The sequence below is a fragment of the Streptomyces sp. NBC_00247 genome, from assembly GCF_036188265.1.
Taxonomy (GTDB): domain Bacteria; phylum Actinomycetota; class Actinomycetes; order Streptomycetales; family Streptomycetaceae; genus Streptomyces.
In genome coordinates this window covers 6,286,898-6,300,875 of sequence record NZ_CP108093.1, presented here as the reverse complement: position 1 = coordinate 6,300,875, position 13,978 = coordinate 6,286,898, and the positions used below count along the sequence as shown (strand labels likewise).

The window sequence follows — 13,978 nt, the reverse complement described above, 5'->3', positions numbered from 1 at the left end:
AAGGTGTGCGCCATGGACGGTCATGACCTGGTGCGCTCGGTGAAGTTGATGGGTTCGGTCGGCGGTGTGCGGACGGCCTGGAGGTCGTGGCGCGGAGATTCCTGGGCGCCGCGGCAGCGGGGTCCGGAGCTGGCCAGGGTGCCCGGACCGCTGCTGGGGGCGGATCCCGGGCCGGGGGGTGGTGTGGTGCGGTTCGCCCGTTCGGAGCTGAGCGTCCGGGTGGCGGCGGGTGGAGCGGTGTTCTGGTCCTGGGACGGGGCCGGCCGGCTTCCGTCGTGCGGTCTGCCGGACACGGAGCCGGCGCCCGATCCGCGCGCGCGGCTGGAGCCGGGCACGGACGGTGGCTGGCAGGTGGTGTCGGAGCGGCTGACGGTGGCGGTGTCGCGCGACGGGGCGGTGGAGCTGCGGACGCCGGGTGGGGTCCGGCTGCGGCGGGAGCTGCCGCCGCGCTGGTGGGAGGCGGCGGGCGGGGGGCCCGTGCGGTGGGTGCAGCGGGCGGAACTCCCCGCGGACGCGAGGTTCTTCGGGCTCGGCGGGCCGCCGTCGGGACCTCGGCTGCGGAGCGGTACCCACTCGCTGGGCGGGGCGGGTACGAGCGGCGCGGGACGGTCCGGCCGGAGGGACGGGGCGGCTGGGCCCCCGTCGGCACCGGTGATGCCGGTGCAGTTCGTGGTCTCGGACGCGGGGACGCATCTGGTGTTCTACGACAGCTCCGGGACGGGCCGGATGACCATCCGTGAGGGTGAGGAGGGCGCGGGCTCGGGGCACGACCGGCCGGGCGGGAGCGAGGTCCGGGTGGACGGCGGGCCGTTGCGGTGCTGGGCGGTGGCGGGGACACCGGCCCGGGTGCTGCGGGGCTGGACGGCGCTCACGGGTGCTCCCGCGCTGCCTCCGCCGTGGGCGCTGGGGACGCAGCTCGCCGTGGCGGAGGGGGCGGGTGAGCGGGAGGTACGGCGGATCGTGGCCGGACACCGCGACCGCGGGCTGCCGCTGAGCGCCCTCCATCTGGTCGGTGGTGAGGCGGACGACGGGCCCGCCCCCGCGGACGGAGCTCCGGCTCCCGGTCCCGCGGGGCCGGCGGAGCGGTTGCGGGCCGACGGGGTGCCTCTGATCGCGTCCGGGCCGGCGCGTCGGGAACCGGTGGACGGCGCCGCACCGGAGGGACGGGCGGGCGGGGGTGCCCGGGAGGACGGTCCGCGGTCCTCGGTGTGGAGCGAAACGGCGGATCCGGTGTCCTCGGTCCCGCGCCCCCGGGAACGGCCCTTCCAGCTCTCCTCGCCCGTCCGGGCGGGGGCGCAGCGGTACGGCGGCGCCGTCGTCGGCGGTGCGGCGGACGGCTGGCCGGGACTGCGCGCGGTGCTGGCCACGGTCGTCGGGCTCGGTCTGTGCGGGGTGCCGTACGCGGGCCCGGACGTGGGCGCGTACGAGGACGCGGACTCGCCCGAGCTGTATCTGCGGTGGCTCCAGCTGGCTGCGCGTCTGCCGCTGTTCCGCGTCCGGGCCGGGTCGTGCGCGGGCGGCGGTGCCATCGGGCGTGAGCCCGGGGAGGAGGTACTGGGGCACGCCCGGGCGGCGTTGCTGGAGCGGGAGCGGCTGGGCCCGTACTTCCTGACGCTGGCGTACGTGGCGCGGCTGACCGGTGCGCCGTACGTACGGCCGGTGTGGTGGGACGCTCCCCGGGACCGGGGGCTGCGGGACTGCGAGGACGCGTTCCTCCTGGGGGACGGGCTGCTGGTGGCGCCGGTGTTCGAGCCGGGCACGGTCCGGCGGACGGTACGGCTGCCGCGCGGGCGCTGGTACGACACGGTGACGGGTCGCTCGTACGAGGGGCCCGGGCGGGTGACGGTGGAGGCGCCGTTGTCGCGGATTCCGGTGCTGGCGCGGGCGGGGGTGGTGATTCCGGTCCGGGGCGACGAGGGCGCCACGGAGCTGGAGGCGTGGGCGCCGCGCCCGGGGCGCCGCGGTGGCGGCGTGCTGGTGCGGAGCGCCGGCACGGGGCGGGGGAAGCCGGTGGTGGAGCGTTTCCGCACACGGTGGGAGGACGGCCTGGTGGTGGAGCGGGACGGCCATGCCGGGGCGGTGCCGTACCCGGTGCGGGTGCGGGGCGTGTGACCGGGGCCGCCGGCCGGGCGCCTCAGCGGTAGCGGCCCGTGAACCAGGCGTGGACGGCCTCGGTGTGCAGGGGGAACGCCAGTTCCCGGGGTGAGCGCAGCACCTCGTATCCGGCGGTCTCGTCGGTCGGGGCGGACGGCGGGAGCAGGCCGAGCGGACGGGCGGGGAGGAGGCCGAAGAGGAGCAGATGGCCGTCCGGTGAGCTGAGCGCGTCGGCGAGGTCCACCTGGTCGGCGGCGGCCTCGATGCCGGTCTCCTCGCGGAGTTCGCGGACCACGGCGTGCCGCCAGTCCTCCCGGTGGTCGACGAACCCGCCGGGCAGGGCGAGTCGGCCGATGCGCGGCTCGATGGTCCGGGTGACGACGACCAGGCCGCCGCCCGCTTCGTCGGTGACGGGCAGCAGGGCGACCGCGACGGGGAGCGGGTTGCGGTAGGCGGTCGTCCCGCAGACGGCGCAGGGGCGGGGCCAGGCGTCCGCGTGGAGTACGGAGGCGGCGTACGGGACTCCGCAGGCGGCGCAGTGGGAGTCGCGGACGGGCGGTGCGGTGGGCTCGGACACGGGCCGGACTGTATCGGATCGCGGGCGAAGGACCTGGACGACCAGGTCATGCAGGAGGAGTTCTACCCCCGGGGGGGCAAGTCCGGGCTGTTACCCGGTGGACATGGGCACGGGCTACGACTGCTCCGGCACGCTCGCGCACACCGAGGATCCGCGTGTCCGGGGCGCCCAGCGGGCCAATCGGCACCTGCTCAAGGGGACGCTCGCCGGTCTCGGGTTCGTCAACCTGGTCGAGGAGTGGTGGCATTGCACCTACACGCCGGAGCTCCTCCCGGACACGTATGTCGACCTCCCGGTGGACCGGCGCTCTCCGGGGGACCGCTGAGAGCGGGGAGGACCGAAGCCGCCCGGCCCGTAGGGCGTTTCCAGGCGGGTCCCGAGCCGTTACCTTGCCCCTATGACGCAACAGACATTCGATTCGTACGAGGAGTTCTGGCCCTACTACGTCGCGATGCACTCCAAGGCCGCGACCCGCTGGGTCCATCTGACCGGGACCCTGACCGGGCTGGCGATCAGCGCCTACGGGCTGGCACGCGGCCGCAAACGGTATGCGGCGGCGCTGCCGCTGATCGGGTACGGAACGGCCTGGCCCGCCCATTTCCTCATCGAGGGGAACAACCCGGCCACCTTCGGCCACCCGGTCTGGTCCCTGCGAGGGGATGCGCAGATGATCCGGACGATGCTCGCCGGGCGGGACGCCGAGCTGGCGGAGACCGCCGCCAAGTGGCTCGCGGAGAACACGGAGGAGCCGTCCGCCGGATGAACCGCACGGGGCGGGGAGCGGGGTGGCGTGCGCGCCGCCTCGTCGGACGGCGCCGCCCTGGCCCCGGTCAGTGGAGCAGGCATTCCCACGGCTCGAGGTCCGGCTGTCCCGGAGGCACCTTCCCGGTGCGGTAGAGGTGGAGCCAGGCTGCCGCTCGGCGCTCGGCATGCTTCTCGTTGACCGGGTCGCCCCGCTCGTCGAGTTCGAGGACGTTGGTGAAGACCGCGAGGCAGATCTCCATCTGGGAGGGCGACTCGCGCAGCTCGTCCCAGTAGTCGATCCCCTCCAGGGCGGGATGGCCCAACGACCCCCGGGCGAGGTGCCCCGCGAAGCGTCGCAACGCTCCCGAGGCCCCGTGGCTGATGTGCGACGTCATGTGAGGAGCGTAGGAACCGTCCACGGTCCCCGGTGATCCGGGTCGGCGTCGGGCGTGGTGCGCCCCGGACCGGATGTACGCGGGCGTTCCCGGCAGAGCTCTCGGAGCGTGGCCGCCCGTGCGTGCGGGCGGGGCGTCCTCAGGTGCCGGCCGGTTCCCTCAGGCGCCCGGTCCGGGCCAGCGCGTGTTCGACGAGTTCGACCAGGACGTCCCGGACCGAAGACCGGTCGCGGGCGTCGCAGAGCAGGACCGGGGTGTCCGGCCCGAGGTCGAGCGCGGCCCGCACGATGCCGGTCGGGAAGGTCTCCGCGCCCTCGAAGCAGTTGACGGCCACCGCGAACGGGATCGCTCGGCGTTCGAAGTAGTCCACGGCGGCGAAGCACTCCTCCAGGCGGCGGGTGTCCGCGAGGACGACGGCACCGAGGGAGCCCTGGGCCAGTTCGTCCCAGAGGAACCAGAAACGTTCCTGCCCGGGGGTGCCGAAGAGGTAGAGCACCAGCTCCTCGCGGAGGGTGATGCGCCCGAAGTCCATCGCCACGGTGGTGGTCCGCTTGGTCTCCACCCCGGACGTGTCGTCGACGGGCCGCCCGGCCTCGGTGAGGTGTTCCTCGGTGCGCAGCGGTCTGATCTCGCTGACCGCGCTCACCATCGTCGTCTTGCCGACGCCGAACCCGCCCGCCACCAGAATCTTCAAGGTGACGGGCGCGACGGCCCGCTTGCGGCGGCTAGAGCGCCCGAAGGCCATTGATCACCTCGCGCAGAAGGTTCACGTCCGGCAGTTCGGCCGGCGGAACGGGTCGGGTCACCTGCACCAGCTCTTCCTCGACGAGATCGGCCACCAGCACCCGCACGACTCCCACGGGGAGGTCCAGGCCGGCGGCGAGTTCGGCGATCGACTGGGGTACGGCGCAGCAGAGTTCGACGATCTCCACGTGTTCCGGGGAGAGGGCGGCGTCCCTGTCCGGGTCGTCGGCGGCGGGTTCGGGAACGACGACCGCTATCAGATCGAGGCGGAGGCGGACCCCGCCTCCGGTGCGTCCGCGGGTCATCGCGTACGGGCGCACGACCGGCCCCGCGTCGGCGTCGAACCAGGGCAGGGGCGGACCGCCGGAGGCGGCGGCCGGCGATCCGGGGTCGGCGTCCCGGGCCGGGTCTGCGCTCATGCCACCCCCTCACCCTCCGGCTGGTGTACCGGGCGTACGGGGTGCGTTGACCAGGTGGGCCCCCACGCGCTTGACCATGAGCGTCATCTCGTACGCCACCTGGCCCACGTCGGAGTCCGCGTCGGCCAGTACGGCCAGACAGCTTCCGTCCCCGGCCGCGGTGACGAAGAGGAACGCCTCGTCGAGCTCCACGACCGTCTGGCGCACCTGCCCGGCGTCGAAATGCCGGCCCACGCCCTTGGCCAGGCTGTGGAACCCGGAGGCCACGGCGGCGAGGTGCTCGCCGTCCTCGCGGCTCAGGTCCCGGGAGGTGCCGGTGGCGAGTCCGTCCCGGGACAGGACCAGGGCCTGCCGGATGCTGGACACACGGTCCACGAGTTCGTCGAGCAGCCAGTTGAGTTCGCCGGACCCCCTGCGTTCGGAGTCGTGTGCGGCGGCGTGCGGTGCGGTCATCGACCGTCCCCTCCCGGTGGTGTTCCTGGGTCCGAGCCGCCGGTGTCGGTCGGCTCGGTCGGCTCGCCCGCGTTCTGCCGGCGTCCGCGCTGCCAGCCCCGCTGGAGCGAGGCCATACGGTCGCGGACCTGTTCGGCCTCGCGCTGGATGTCGTCGCCTTCGGCCGCGGGGGCCTCCTGCCCGGTGCGGCCCTCCGCCTCCTCGCGGAGCTGCGGTACGAGGCTCGCCTGGCGGATGCGCCGGGGCAGGCCTCCGACGGTGTCGAGGACCCGCACCGTCACGGGCTCGGCCTCCGGTTGCGGGGGCCCGGGGGCGGCAGCCGGAGGCTGTGCCGGGGCCGGGGACTGCGCCGGGGCCGGGACCCGCGGTACTGGCACCGGTGTCGGTGCCGGGTCCTCGCCGGCCGGCCGGGGGACCGAGCGGGCCGGGCCGCCGGAGCGGGGTGCGCCGATGCGACGGCCGTGCTCGGCGACGAGCGTCGGGGGCGTACGGCGGGGCAGGGGCGTCGGTCCGTCGAACCGCATCGGGCGCACGGGCGGCACCGGGCCCTCGTGCCCGTCGCCCGCCTGCTGGTGCTGCTCCTGTTCGTCGCCGTGGCGTGACGCCCGGGCGCGGAAGAGGCCGCCGCGTTCGCTGTCGCTGTCCTCCAGATCGCCGAGGCCGCCGAGAACGGGGGCGAGCGCCGGGTCGAGCGCCCGGTCGCGGGCGCGCTCGAAGGCCGCGCGCTCGCGTGGCCCCATCGGGGCCTCCAGCTCGACGGGGCCGTCGATCGGAGGGCTGCCGCCGGATCCGGCGGGGGCCGGGGAGGGCGCGCCGGCCCCCTTCTGCTCGGAGCGCGGGCCGGGCAGGGCGCGTTCGGTCCTGCGGTCGAGCCGGAATCCGGTGCCGTGGGTCTCCGGTGCCTCGGTGAGCAGGTTGGCGGGGATGAAGACGACCGCGGTGGTGCCTCCGTACGGGGACTTCTGCAGGGAGACCCGCACCTTCTGGCGCTGGGCCAGCCGGCTGACGACGAAGAGGCCGAGCCGGTCGGTGTCGGAGAGTTCGAAGTCGGGGGTCTCGGCGAGCCGCAGGTTGGCGTCCAGCAGGATCTCGGGGGTCATGCCGAGTCCGCGGTCGTGGATTTCGAGGGTGAAGCCGTTGGAGACGCGGTCCCCGTGCACCTGTACGCCGGTGTGCGGCGGGGAGAACGCCAGGGCGTTCTCGAGGAGTTCGGCGATGAGGTGGGTCAGGTCGGCGACGGCGGGTCCGCCGACGCCGATGCGGGGGAGTCTGCGGACCTCGATCCGCTCGTAGTCCTCGACCTCCGCGACGGCGGCGCGCACCACGTCCATCAGCTGGACCGGCTTGCGCCACTGGCGGGACGGGGCGGCCCCGGAGAGGATCACCAGGCCCTCGGCGTGCCGGCGCATACGGGTGGTGAGGTGGTCGAGGCGGAAGAGGTCGGCGAGCTCCTCGTCGCTCTCGGTACGTCGTTCCATCGCGTCGAGCAGGGTCAACTGGCGGTGCAGCAGTACCTGGTTGCGGCGGGCGAGGTTGACGAAGACCTCGGAGACGCCGCGCCGCATGTCGGCCTGTTTGACGGCGGCTTCGACGGCGGCCCGCTGGAGGGTGTTGAGCGCCTGGCCCACCTGCCCGATCTCGTCGGGTTCGTAACTCAGGTGCGGGGCCTCGGTCTCCACGTCGATCCGCTCCCCCGCGGCGAGCCGGCGCATGACGCCCGGCAGGCGTACGCCCGAGGCCTCGTGGGCCTCCTTGCGGAGCCGGGAGAGGTCGCGGACCAGCTCGCGGCCGATCCGTACGGAGACGAAGACCGAGACGAGCAGGGCCAGGAAGCCGAGGACGCCCGCGACGCCCGCGAGGGCGAGCACCCGGTAACCGGCGGGTTCGGCGCGGTCCTGGAAGCGGTTGGCCATCTCCGTGTAGTCGTTGGCCAGCCGGTCCAGTACGGGGGGCGCGGCCCGCTGCCAGCGGGCCGTGTCGATGCCCGCGCGGTCGCGTGCCTCGCCGCCCGTGATGAGGGCGTTCTCGGCGGTGCGCAGGGGTTCGGTCTCGGGACTGGCCCAGAACCGTTCGACGCGCAGGCGTTCGTCACCGGGGAGCATGTCGAGGTTGACCTGGTAGAGCAGTTCGCGCTGGGCGACGAGGGCGGCGACCTGGCGCAGATCGGCGTCGGTGAGCCGCGAGGTGAGGAGGCCGGAGGCGACCAACGCGTCCTCGCGGGAGAGCAGTTCGCGGGCCCGGGAGACGCCGACGAGCGCGCGGACCTGCTTGTCCAGCGAGACGTGCTCCATGGTGCGCAGACCGTTGAGGAAGCGGTAGGCGGGGTCCACGAGCCGGTCGTAGAAGTCCATCGCGCGCAGCCTGGTGATACCGCGGTTCTCCACCGACTGGCGGAGCGAGGGGAGGCCGTCGGCCGCGCTGAGCACCGCGTCGAGACGGCCCTGGGAGTCGCTGCTCAGCTCCGCGCGGATGTCGTCGCGGCCCGCGCCGTCGCGGATCGCGTCCACCGTGCGGTCGGTGACGGCCTGCTGGCGGCGCAGCAGCGGCAGCGCGTCGGAGGCCCGGGGGTCGGCGAGGAAGACGAGCGTCTGGCGGCGTTCGTCCTGGAGGGAGCGGACCGCCTGCTCCAGCGGGTGACCGACCTTTTCGACGATGGAACCGGCGTCCATCATCTGGCTCGCCTGGCGTCCGGTCACATAGGTGGCGAACGCCCAGAGCGCGGTGAGGGAGACGAGGGGCACGAGAAGCAGTGCCGCGATCTTCCTGCGGATGGACTTCCCGCGAAAGCGCATGGCCTCCCCCAGCTCGACCCCCGCGCACGGAGGTGTGTCCGTCGGTTCCGCGTCTGGAAACGGCGCGAGCCTACTACTGACACTCTGACAACTCGAAGGATCGTCCGGGCGGTTTTCGGCCTTCCCACGCGGAGTTGACGCGATTCATTCCCGCATTTCCGGACGCGGAACTCGGCGTGCAGCAGAAACGCACATGTCGGACCCCCCTGAATCCGATACCGGACACTGGCCGGAATCACGCGTTTCGTGACCCCCGGTCGGGCGAATCGTTGCCAACTCGCGGGAATCTTCCTACCCATGTATTCGTCCATGCGTACGGGGCAGGAGTCACGCCGGGGGCCGGTGCGGCAGGACCGCTCGATTCGCCGCGCGGGCGTCCCGGCCGATCCGCGTAGAACGGCGGCGAGCCGGGCAGTCACCCTCAAGTCGGTCAGCGGTGGGGAGTTGAAGGTCCTTTGAGCACTCGGGAACACCGGGGCGCCGCGTCGTCGGACGCCATGCCGGTAGGGGACGCGCGTGTGCCCCGTCAGTTGTGGGTGGAGGAGCCGGCGGACCGCAGACGGATGCCCGATCCCGTCCGCACGGCGGCGGTGCGCGCCGTGCTGATCGTGTCGCTGACGCTCATCCAGGCGATGGTGGCCTTCCTCTGCACCCTGGCGGGATCCTGGCTCGCCTTCCCGATGGTGCTCGGCTCGGTGGCCGGCACGGTCGGGGCGACCTGGTCGGTGCTCGATGTCTGGGTGACCCGTCAGGTGTGGAACCAGCGGCACGGTGTGGTGTCGGTGCCGAGCAGCACGGCGCGGCAGGTGCGACGCGAACGCCGGCGGGCCCGCCGCGCGGAGCGCCGGGCCCCGCGCGAAGGCGGTGCGGGCATAGCGGGGCGCAAGCACGGCGCGAGGGGCGGGAGCCGGCTCTCGCGGGTGTGAGACCGGCCCGCGCCCGTGGGCGCCGGAGCCCCGCCGGGGAGGGCGGGGCTCCGGCGCGTACGGGCGCGGGTCAGCCCGTGGGCTGCTCCGTGCTCCGCTTGAACATCCGGGTCGCCGTGATCTCCCCGTGCACGGTCTCGCCCTCCGGGTCCTGCTGGGGCAGGCCCGGCCGCAGGTGCTCCTCGACGCTGATGTACTTCAGCCCGGCCCGCAGGTCCGCGTCGTTGCGGAGCCTGATGACCAGGGGGAACTCGGCGAGCGCCGTGGTGTCGAACAGCCCTGTCGTGTAGAGGAGCTGGACGCCGAGCGCGTCCGACACCGCGCGCTGGAGTTCCAGCAGGTACGTGGCGTTGGCGCGGCCGATGGGGTTGTCCAGGAAGAGCGTGCCGGCGTGCCGGTGCTTGTCACGGCCCCGGTCGTTGCTGCGGAGCGCCGCCATGGTGCAGTACAGCGCGATGGCAGCGGTGAGCAGCTGGCCGCCGGAGAAGACGTCCCCCATCTGCCCGACGGGTACGCGTTCGGCGCGCAGTACCGCGTCGGGCTTGAGGATCTCCACGGCGATGCCCTTGGGCCTCAGCGCCGCCTCGACTCCGCGCAGCAGCAGGGACATGCCGTCGCGGCGCAGGTCGGCGTTCTTCTTCAGGGCGGAGTGGGTCGCCTCGTCGATGACCTCGCCGAGACGCTCGCTCAGCGTGGCCTGGTCGGGTTCCTCGAAGCGGATGCGGAGGAACTCCTGCCCGGACCACTCCCCCAGCCCTTCGGGCAGCCGGGACAGCCGCTGCGCGGAACGCAGGGTGGCGAGGGACGATTCCACCAGGCCGCGCAGCCGGTCGACGATGGAGTCGCGGTTGCGTTCCAGCTGGGCGAGTTCGTCGGTGAGGACGCGGAGCCGGGGGGCGAAGGCGTCGGCCCACTTCTGCGCGTGCTCGGGCAGCGCGGACGCGGGGAGTTCGCGGATCTGCTGGCGGGCGGGGGTGCGTACCTGTTCGTAGCGGGTGGAGTTGGCGTGGCGTACCAGGATGTCGCTCGCCTCCCTGACCGCGGCCTCGGCGGCGGAGAGGTCGGCCGCGCAGCCGCGCAGTGAGCGGCGGGCCTCGGCGGCGGAGGCCCGGGCCTCTTCGAGAGTGCCCGGGTGGGGTTCGGGGCCGTCGTCCTCGTCCTCGGTGCCGTGGTCGCGCAGGAGGTCCCGCAGCAGGGCGGCGGTCTCGTCGAAGCCGCCGGCGGAGTCCTCGGCGGTGCGGTGGGCGTGCAGCAGCTCGGCGTGCGCGGCACGCGCGGTGTCCAGGGACGCGGTGGCGGCGGTGAGTTCGCCGGTGGCGGTACGGAACAGGGTCTGGGCCGCTTCGGCGTCGGCCGGGACGAGCTCCTCGGGCAGTTCGGTGTGGTGCGGCGACTCGTCCTCGGGGGCGAGGCGTTCGGCCTCGCCGCGCAGCCGGCCCAGCTGCTCGCTGGCGGTGGAGGCGCGGGTCTCCAGGAGCTGGACGAGCGATTCGGCGCGGGCCGCCGCCGCCTGCCGGGAGGGGCCGTCGGCGCCGTCGGTTCCTTCGAGGAGCTGGGCCGCGCGGGTGCGCACCTTGTTGCTGAGGCGGTCGAGTTCCAGGAGGGCGGCGCTCTCGTCGCTCTCGGCCCGTGCCTGTTCGGCGCGGAGGTCGGCGCCGACGCCCACCTTCTCGTACAGCTGGGAGGCCGCGCGGTAGGCCTCGCGGAGGGTGGGCAGCGCCTGACGGGCCGTGTGCTCGCCGGGCTCGGGCAGGGTTTCCGGGGCGCCCGCGATCTCGGCGCGTTCGGCGCGCAGCGCGCGGGCGGTGCGGCGGGCGTCGTCGGCAGCGCGCTGGGCGGCCCTGCGGTCCTCGTCGGCGGCGCGGGCGCGGTCCAGCCAGGTCTGTGCGCGGCCCTCCGACTCGGCGGCCTCGTCGACGAGTTCGCGGAGCCGGATCTGCCAGCCGGCGCGTTCGCGGAGCCGGTGGGCGAGGCCGGCCAGGGCGTCGGCGGCACGGCGGGCGCGTTGGGCCGCCTCCTGGCGTTCCTCGCGGACCCGGGCGGTGTCGGCCGCCGCTTCGTCGGCCTCGGCGCGGACCGTACGGGCCTCGGCGAGGGCCTCCTCGGCGGTCTCGGCGACCGTCCGCGCGGTGGCGGCGGCCGCGGCGAGTTCGGCGAGCATGCCGGGCGGGCAGTCGGCGCGCCAGGCGCCGATGCGGGCGGCCAGCGCGCGGTCGCCGGCCAGCCGGGCGGCGAGGACGCGGATGTCCTCGTCCCGGTCGGCGGCCCGGGCGCGCAGGGCCTGGCGCTCCTCGTCGGCGGCGAGTTCGTCGTGCATGGCCGGGTTCGGCGGGACGAGAAACACCTCGTCGGTGGCACTGCCCGCGTCCGGTACCGGGGCGAGCAGCGCGGCTGCGGTACCGACCGCGACGGTCGAACGGGGCAGCAGCGCCGCGCCGCCGAGGACCTCGCGGGCCCGGGTGTGGGCGCCGGGGTCGGTGATGACGACGCCGTCGACGAGTTCGGGGCGGGCGGCGAGAACGGCGGCGTGGTCGGCGGGGTCGACGGCCTGGGCGAGGTAGCGCCAGCCGGGCAGGGCGGGGATGCCGTGTTCGCCGAGGTATTCGACAGTGGCCAGGACGTCGGGTCCGGGCGGCAGCAGTCCGCCGTCGCCGAGCGCGCCGAGGATGCGGGAGTCGTCGGCGGCGGCCGTACGCAGGTCGAAGAGGCGGCGTTCGGCGGTCGCGATGCCCTGGTCGAGCAGTTCGCGCAGTTCGCCGGCGCTCCGGTCGAACTCCTCGGTCGTCAGGGGCCGGGCGGCGGTGCGGCGGTCGGCCAGGGCGACCTGGCGGTCCGTGCCGTGCGGGGCGACGCCGCCCTCGCCGGGGGTGCGGGCACCGCCCGGGGCGGTGCCGTGGGGTTCGTCGGGGCCTGCGCCGCTGCGGGGCTGGGGCACGCCGGTGTTCGAGGGCAGGCCGAGGAGGTCGGCGAGGCGGCCGTCGGAGGCGAGGGCGTCGGCGGCGGCGCGCTCGTCCTCCCAGGACTGTTCGGCGGCCTTGGCGGCGTCGGCGGCACGGGCGGCGGCGAGTTCGGCGCGGCTCTCGGCGGCGGCGGCTTCCCGGGCGTGGTCGGCCGAGGCGCGGGCGGCGTCGCGGGCGGTGTCCCAGGCAGCGACCGCGGCCTGTTCGGCGTCGCTCGCGGCGAGGGCGGCACGGGCCGGGTCGGCGTCGGGGGCGGTGTCGTCGAGCCAGCCGGCCCGGACGGCCTCGGCGGTCTCCTGCTCGACCTCGGCGAGCCGCTGGCGCAGGTGCCCGGCCTCGCTGCGGGCGCGCTGCGCCTCGGTGGCGGCGGTCGTGGCGTCGCGGTGGGCGCGCTCGCCCTCGGCCTGGAGGGTGTCGGAGCGCTCCTCCTCCTCGTTGGCCACCCGTTCGCCGTCCTCGGCCGCGGTGTGCAGGGCGCGTACCAGGTCGCCGGCTGCGGTGGCGCGGGCGGCGAGCGCGGGCGCGGCGTCCCGTTCGGCCTCGCGGATGGCGACGGCGACGCGCGCCGAGCGGTCGGCGGCGGCGCGGTGGCGCAGTACCGCCTCGGCGGCCTGCCAGGCGGAGTGGAGCGTACGGGCGTCGCCGAGCTCGCGGCGCTGGGCGGCGGCGGATTTCTCGGCGGCGGCCAGGGCCAGGGAGGCGTTGCGGTAGGCGAGTTCGGCGGCGACGAGGGAGCGGTGGCCCCGGGTGCGTTCGGCCTCGGTGACGGTGTGGGCGGCGGCGGTGACGTGCTGGGCCAGCTCGGCGGCGCGCCCGCGTTCCCCGGTGGCACGGGCAAAGAGGCGGCGCGCGAGCGTGCGGGTGCGGCGTTCCGCACCGGCGTGGACGTCCCGGCTGCGGGACCGGGCGGCGGTGGCCTCGACGATCCGCCCGAGGAGGTCGGCGGAGCCGGCGGTGAAGTCGCGTTCGGCGGTGAGCTCGGCGCGGCGGCCGAGCTTGTTGCCGAAGCCGCTGACGAGGTCGGCGAGGCCGTCGGTGTCACGGGTGTCGGTCACGGCCCGCAACAGCAGGTCGGTGAAGTCGGAGTCCTTCTTGACCGCGAAGAGTCCGGCGGCTTCGCCCTCGTCGGCGTTCATCTCGCGTTGGTAGCGGAAGAGTTCGGGGTCGAGTCCGAGATCGCCGAGGTGTTCGTTCCACCGGTCGTGGATCTCTTCCCAGTGCACGTCGAGGTGCTGGTAGAACTTTCCGGCGTCGGTGAGGGCGTCGCGGAACCCCTTCATGGTGCGGCGTCGTCCCCGGGCGCCGGAGGTGCCTTCGGCGGTGCGGCCCACGGCGGTGGCCTCGGCGACGGGCAGGTTGTCGAGGCTGAGCCCCGGTCCGGGGCGGAAGGAGTACCAGGCCTCGGCGAACCGGCGCGGGTCGTTGGAGACCTGGTGGCCTCGCCACTCGCTGACCTTGCCGACGACGACGCATTCGCCGGTGAGGGTGTGCTGCCACTCCAGGGCGACGTGCCCGCAGTCGTCGGCGAGCAGGAACTTGCGGAGCACGCCGGAGCTGGCGCCGCCGAGGGTGTTGCGGTGGCCGGGCAGCATCACCGAGAAGATCAGTTTCAGCAGGACGGACTTGCCGCCGCCGTTCTCCAGGAAGAGGACGCCGGCCGGCGCGGGCCTGCGCGGCGGTCCGACCGGTTCGTCTTCGAAGAACTCGGCCTGCGCCGGGGCGGGTTCGGGTACGGGCGCTCCGACGCCGCGCAGATCGAGAACGGTGTCGGCATAGCGCGCACCGGCCGGTCCGATGGAGTAGAGGCGGACCCGGGACAACTCGTACATGGCGGCGGACTCTCGTCGTTCGTGAAGCGGAACGGGCAGAACAGG

The 13,978-nt window shown here is 74.6% G+C and carries 10 protein-coding genes and 1 pseudogene; 4 read left to right on the top strand and 7 right to left on the bottom strand.

Annotated elements, in window-relative coordinates; translation table 11 throughout:
* Positions 1–12 precede the first annotated feature (12 nt).
* Positions 13–2,112, top strand: a complete 2,100-nt coding sequence (locus OHT52_RS27440; protein WP_328722851.1) for a TIM-barrel domain-containing protein — start codon at positions 13–15, stop codon at positions 2,110–2,112.
* A 22-nt stretch (positions 2,113–2,134) separates the two neighbouring features.
* Here OHT52_RS27440 and OHT52_RS27435 read toward each other — a convergent pair whose 3' ends face one another.
* A complete protein-coding gene (locus OHT52_RS27435; protein WP_328722850.1) occupies positions 2,135–2,671 on the bottom strand; it encodes an NUDIX domain-containing protein in 537 nt (178 codons plus the stop codon).
* A gap of 97 nt (positions 2,672–2,768) precedes the next feature.
* Between OHT52_RS27435 and OHT52_RS27430 the strand changes: the two are divergent.
* A pseudogene (locus tag OHT52_RS27430) lies at positions 2,769–2,996 on the top strand (M15 family metallopeptidase); the annotation flags it as partial.
* A 72-nt stretch (positions 2,997–3,068) separates the two neighbouring features.
* Entirely contained in the window at positions 3,069–3,434 is a 366-nt protein-coding gene (locus tag OHT52_RS27425) for a DUF962 domain-containing protein (protein ID WP_328722849.1), read from the top strand.
* 67 nt (positions 3,435–3,501) lie between these two features.
* Here the strand turns inward: OHT52_RS27425 and OHT52_RS27420 are convergent, their stop codons facing one another.
* The 5 genes from OHT52_RS27420 to OHT52_RS27400 all read right to left on the bottom strand — a co-directional run bounded on the left by OHT52_RS27420 (position 3,502) and on the right by OHT52_RS27400 (position 8,218).
* Entirely contained in the window at positions 3,502–3,810 is a 309-nt protein-coding gene (locus tag OHT52_RS27420; RefSeq protein ID WP_328722848.1) for a DUF7677 family protein, read from the bottom strand.
* A gap of 139 nt (positions 3,811–3,949) precedes the next feature.
* On the bottom strand, positions 3,950–4,555 hold the full coding sequence (locus tag OHT52_RS27415) for a GTP-binding protein (RefSeq protein WP_328722847.1): 606 nt from the start codon (positions 4,553–4,555) through the stop codon (positions 3,950–3,952).
* On the bottom strand, positions 4,536–4,973 hold the full coding sequence (locus OHT52_RS27410; RefSeq protein ID WP_328722846.1) for a DUF742 domain-containing protein: 438 nt from the start codon (positions 4,971–4,973) through the stop codon (positions 4,536–4,538). The genes OHT52_RS27415 and OHT52_RS27410 overlap by 20 nt, the downstream gene beginning before the upstream one ends.
* A 9-nt stretch (positions 4,974–4,982) precedes the next feature.
* Complete coding sequence (locus OHT52_RS27405; protein ID WP_328722845.1) at positions 4,983–5,426, bottom strand: roadblock/LC7 domain-containing protein; 444 nt, start codon at positions 5,424–5,426, stop codon at positions 4,983–4,985.
* Positions 5,423–8,218: a sensor histidine kinase gene (locus OHT52_RS27400; protein ID WP_328722844.1), complete on the bottom strand. Its 2,796-nt coding sequence runs from the start codon at positions 8,216–8,218 to the stop codon at positions 5,423–5,425. Before OHT52_RS27400 ends, OHT52_RS27405 begins: the two co-directional genes overlap by 4 nt.
* Positions 8,219–8,715: 497 nt before the next feature.
* Here OHT52_RS27400 and OHT52_RS27395 point away from each other — a divergent pair, with 497 nt between their 5' ends.
* Positions 8,716–9,144: a hypothetical protein gene (locus OHT52_RS27395; RefSeq protein WP_328723921.1), complete on the top strand. Its 429-nt coding sequence runs from the start codon at positions 8,716–8,718 to the stop codon at positions 9,142–9,144.
* Between the two features lie 70 nt (positions 9,145–9,214).
* Here the strand turns inward: OHT52_RS27395 and OHT52_RS27390 are convergent, their stop codons facing one another.
* Positions 9,215–13,933, bottom strand: a complete 4,719-nt coding sequence (locus tag OHT52_RS27390) for a hypothetical protein (protein ID WP_328722843.1) — start codon at positions 13,931–13,933, stop codon at positions 9,215–9,217.
* Positions 13,934–13,978 lie beyond the last annotated feature (45 nt).

Excerpts from the sequence above, each read along its gene's own strand:
- OHT52_RS27440 (WP_328722851.1), top strand. The coding sequence starts at position 13 with ATGGACGGTCATGACCTGGTGCGCTCGGTGAAGTTGATGGGTTCGGTC.
- OHT52_RS27425 (WP_328722849.1), top strand. The coding sequence starts at position 3,069 with ATGACGCAACAGACATTCGATTCGTACGAGGAGTTCTGGCCCTACTAC.
- OHT52_RS27420 (WP_328722848.1), bottom strand. The coding sequence starts at position 3,810 with ATGACGTCGCACATCAGCCACGGGGCCTCGGGAGCGTTGCGACGCTTC.
- OHT52_RS27415 (WP_328722847.1), bottom strand. The coding sequence starts at position 4,555 with ATGGCCTTCGGGCGCTCTAGCCGCCGCAAGCGGGCCGTCGCGCCCGTC.
- OHT52_RS27410 (WP_328722846.1), bottom strand. The coding sequence starts at position 4,973 with ATGAGCGCAGACCCGGCCCGGGACGCCGACCCCGGATCGCCGGCCGCC.
- OHT52_RS27405 (WP_328722845.1), bottom strand. The coding sequence starts at position 5,426 with ATGACCGCACCGCACGCCGCCGCACACGACTCCGAACGCAGGGGGTCC.
- OHT52_RS27400 (WP_328722844.1), bottom strand. The coding sequence starts at position 8,218 with ATGCGCTTTCGCGGGAAGTCCATCCGCAGGAAGATCGCGGCACTGCTT.
- OHT52_RS27395 (WP_328723921.1), top strand. The coding sequence starts at position 8,716 with ATGCCGGTAGGGGACGCGCGTGTGCCCCGTCAGTTGTGGGTGGAGGAG.
- OHT52_RS27390 (WP_328722843.1), bottom strand. The coding sequence starts at position 13,933 with ATGTACGAGTTGTCCCGGGTCCGCCTCTACTCCATCGGACCGGCCGGT.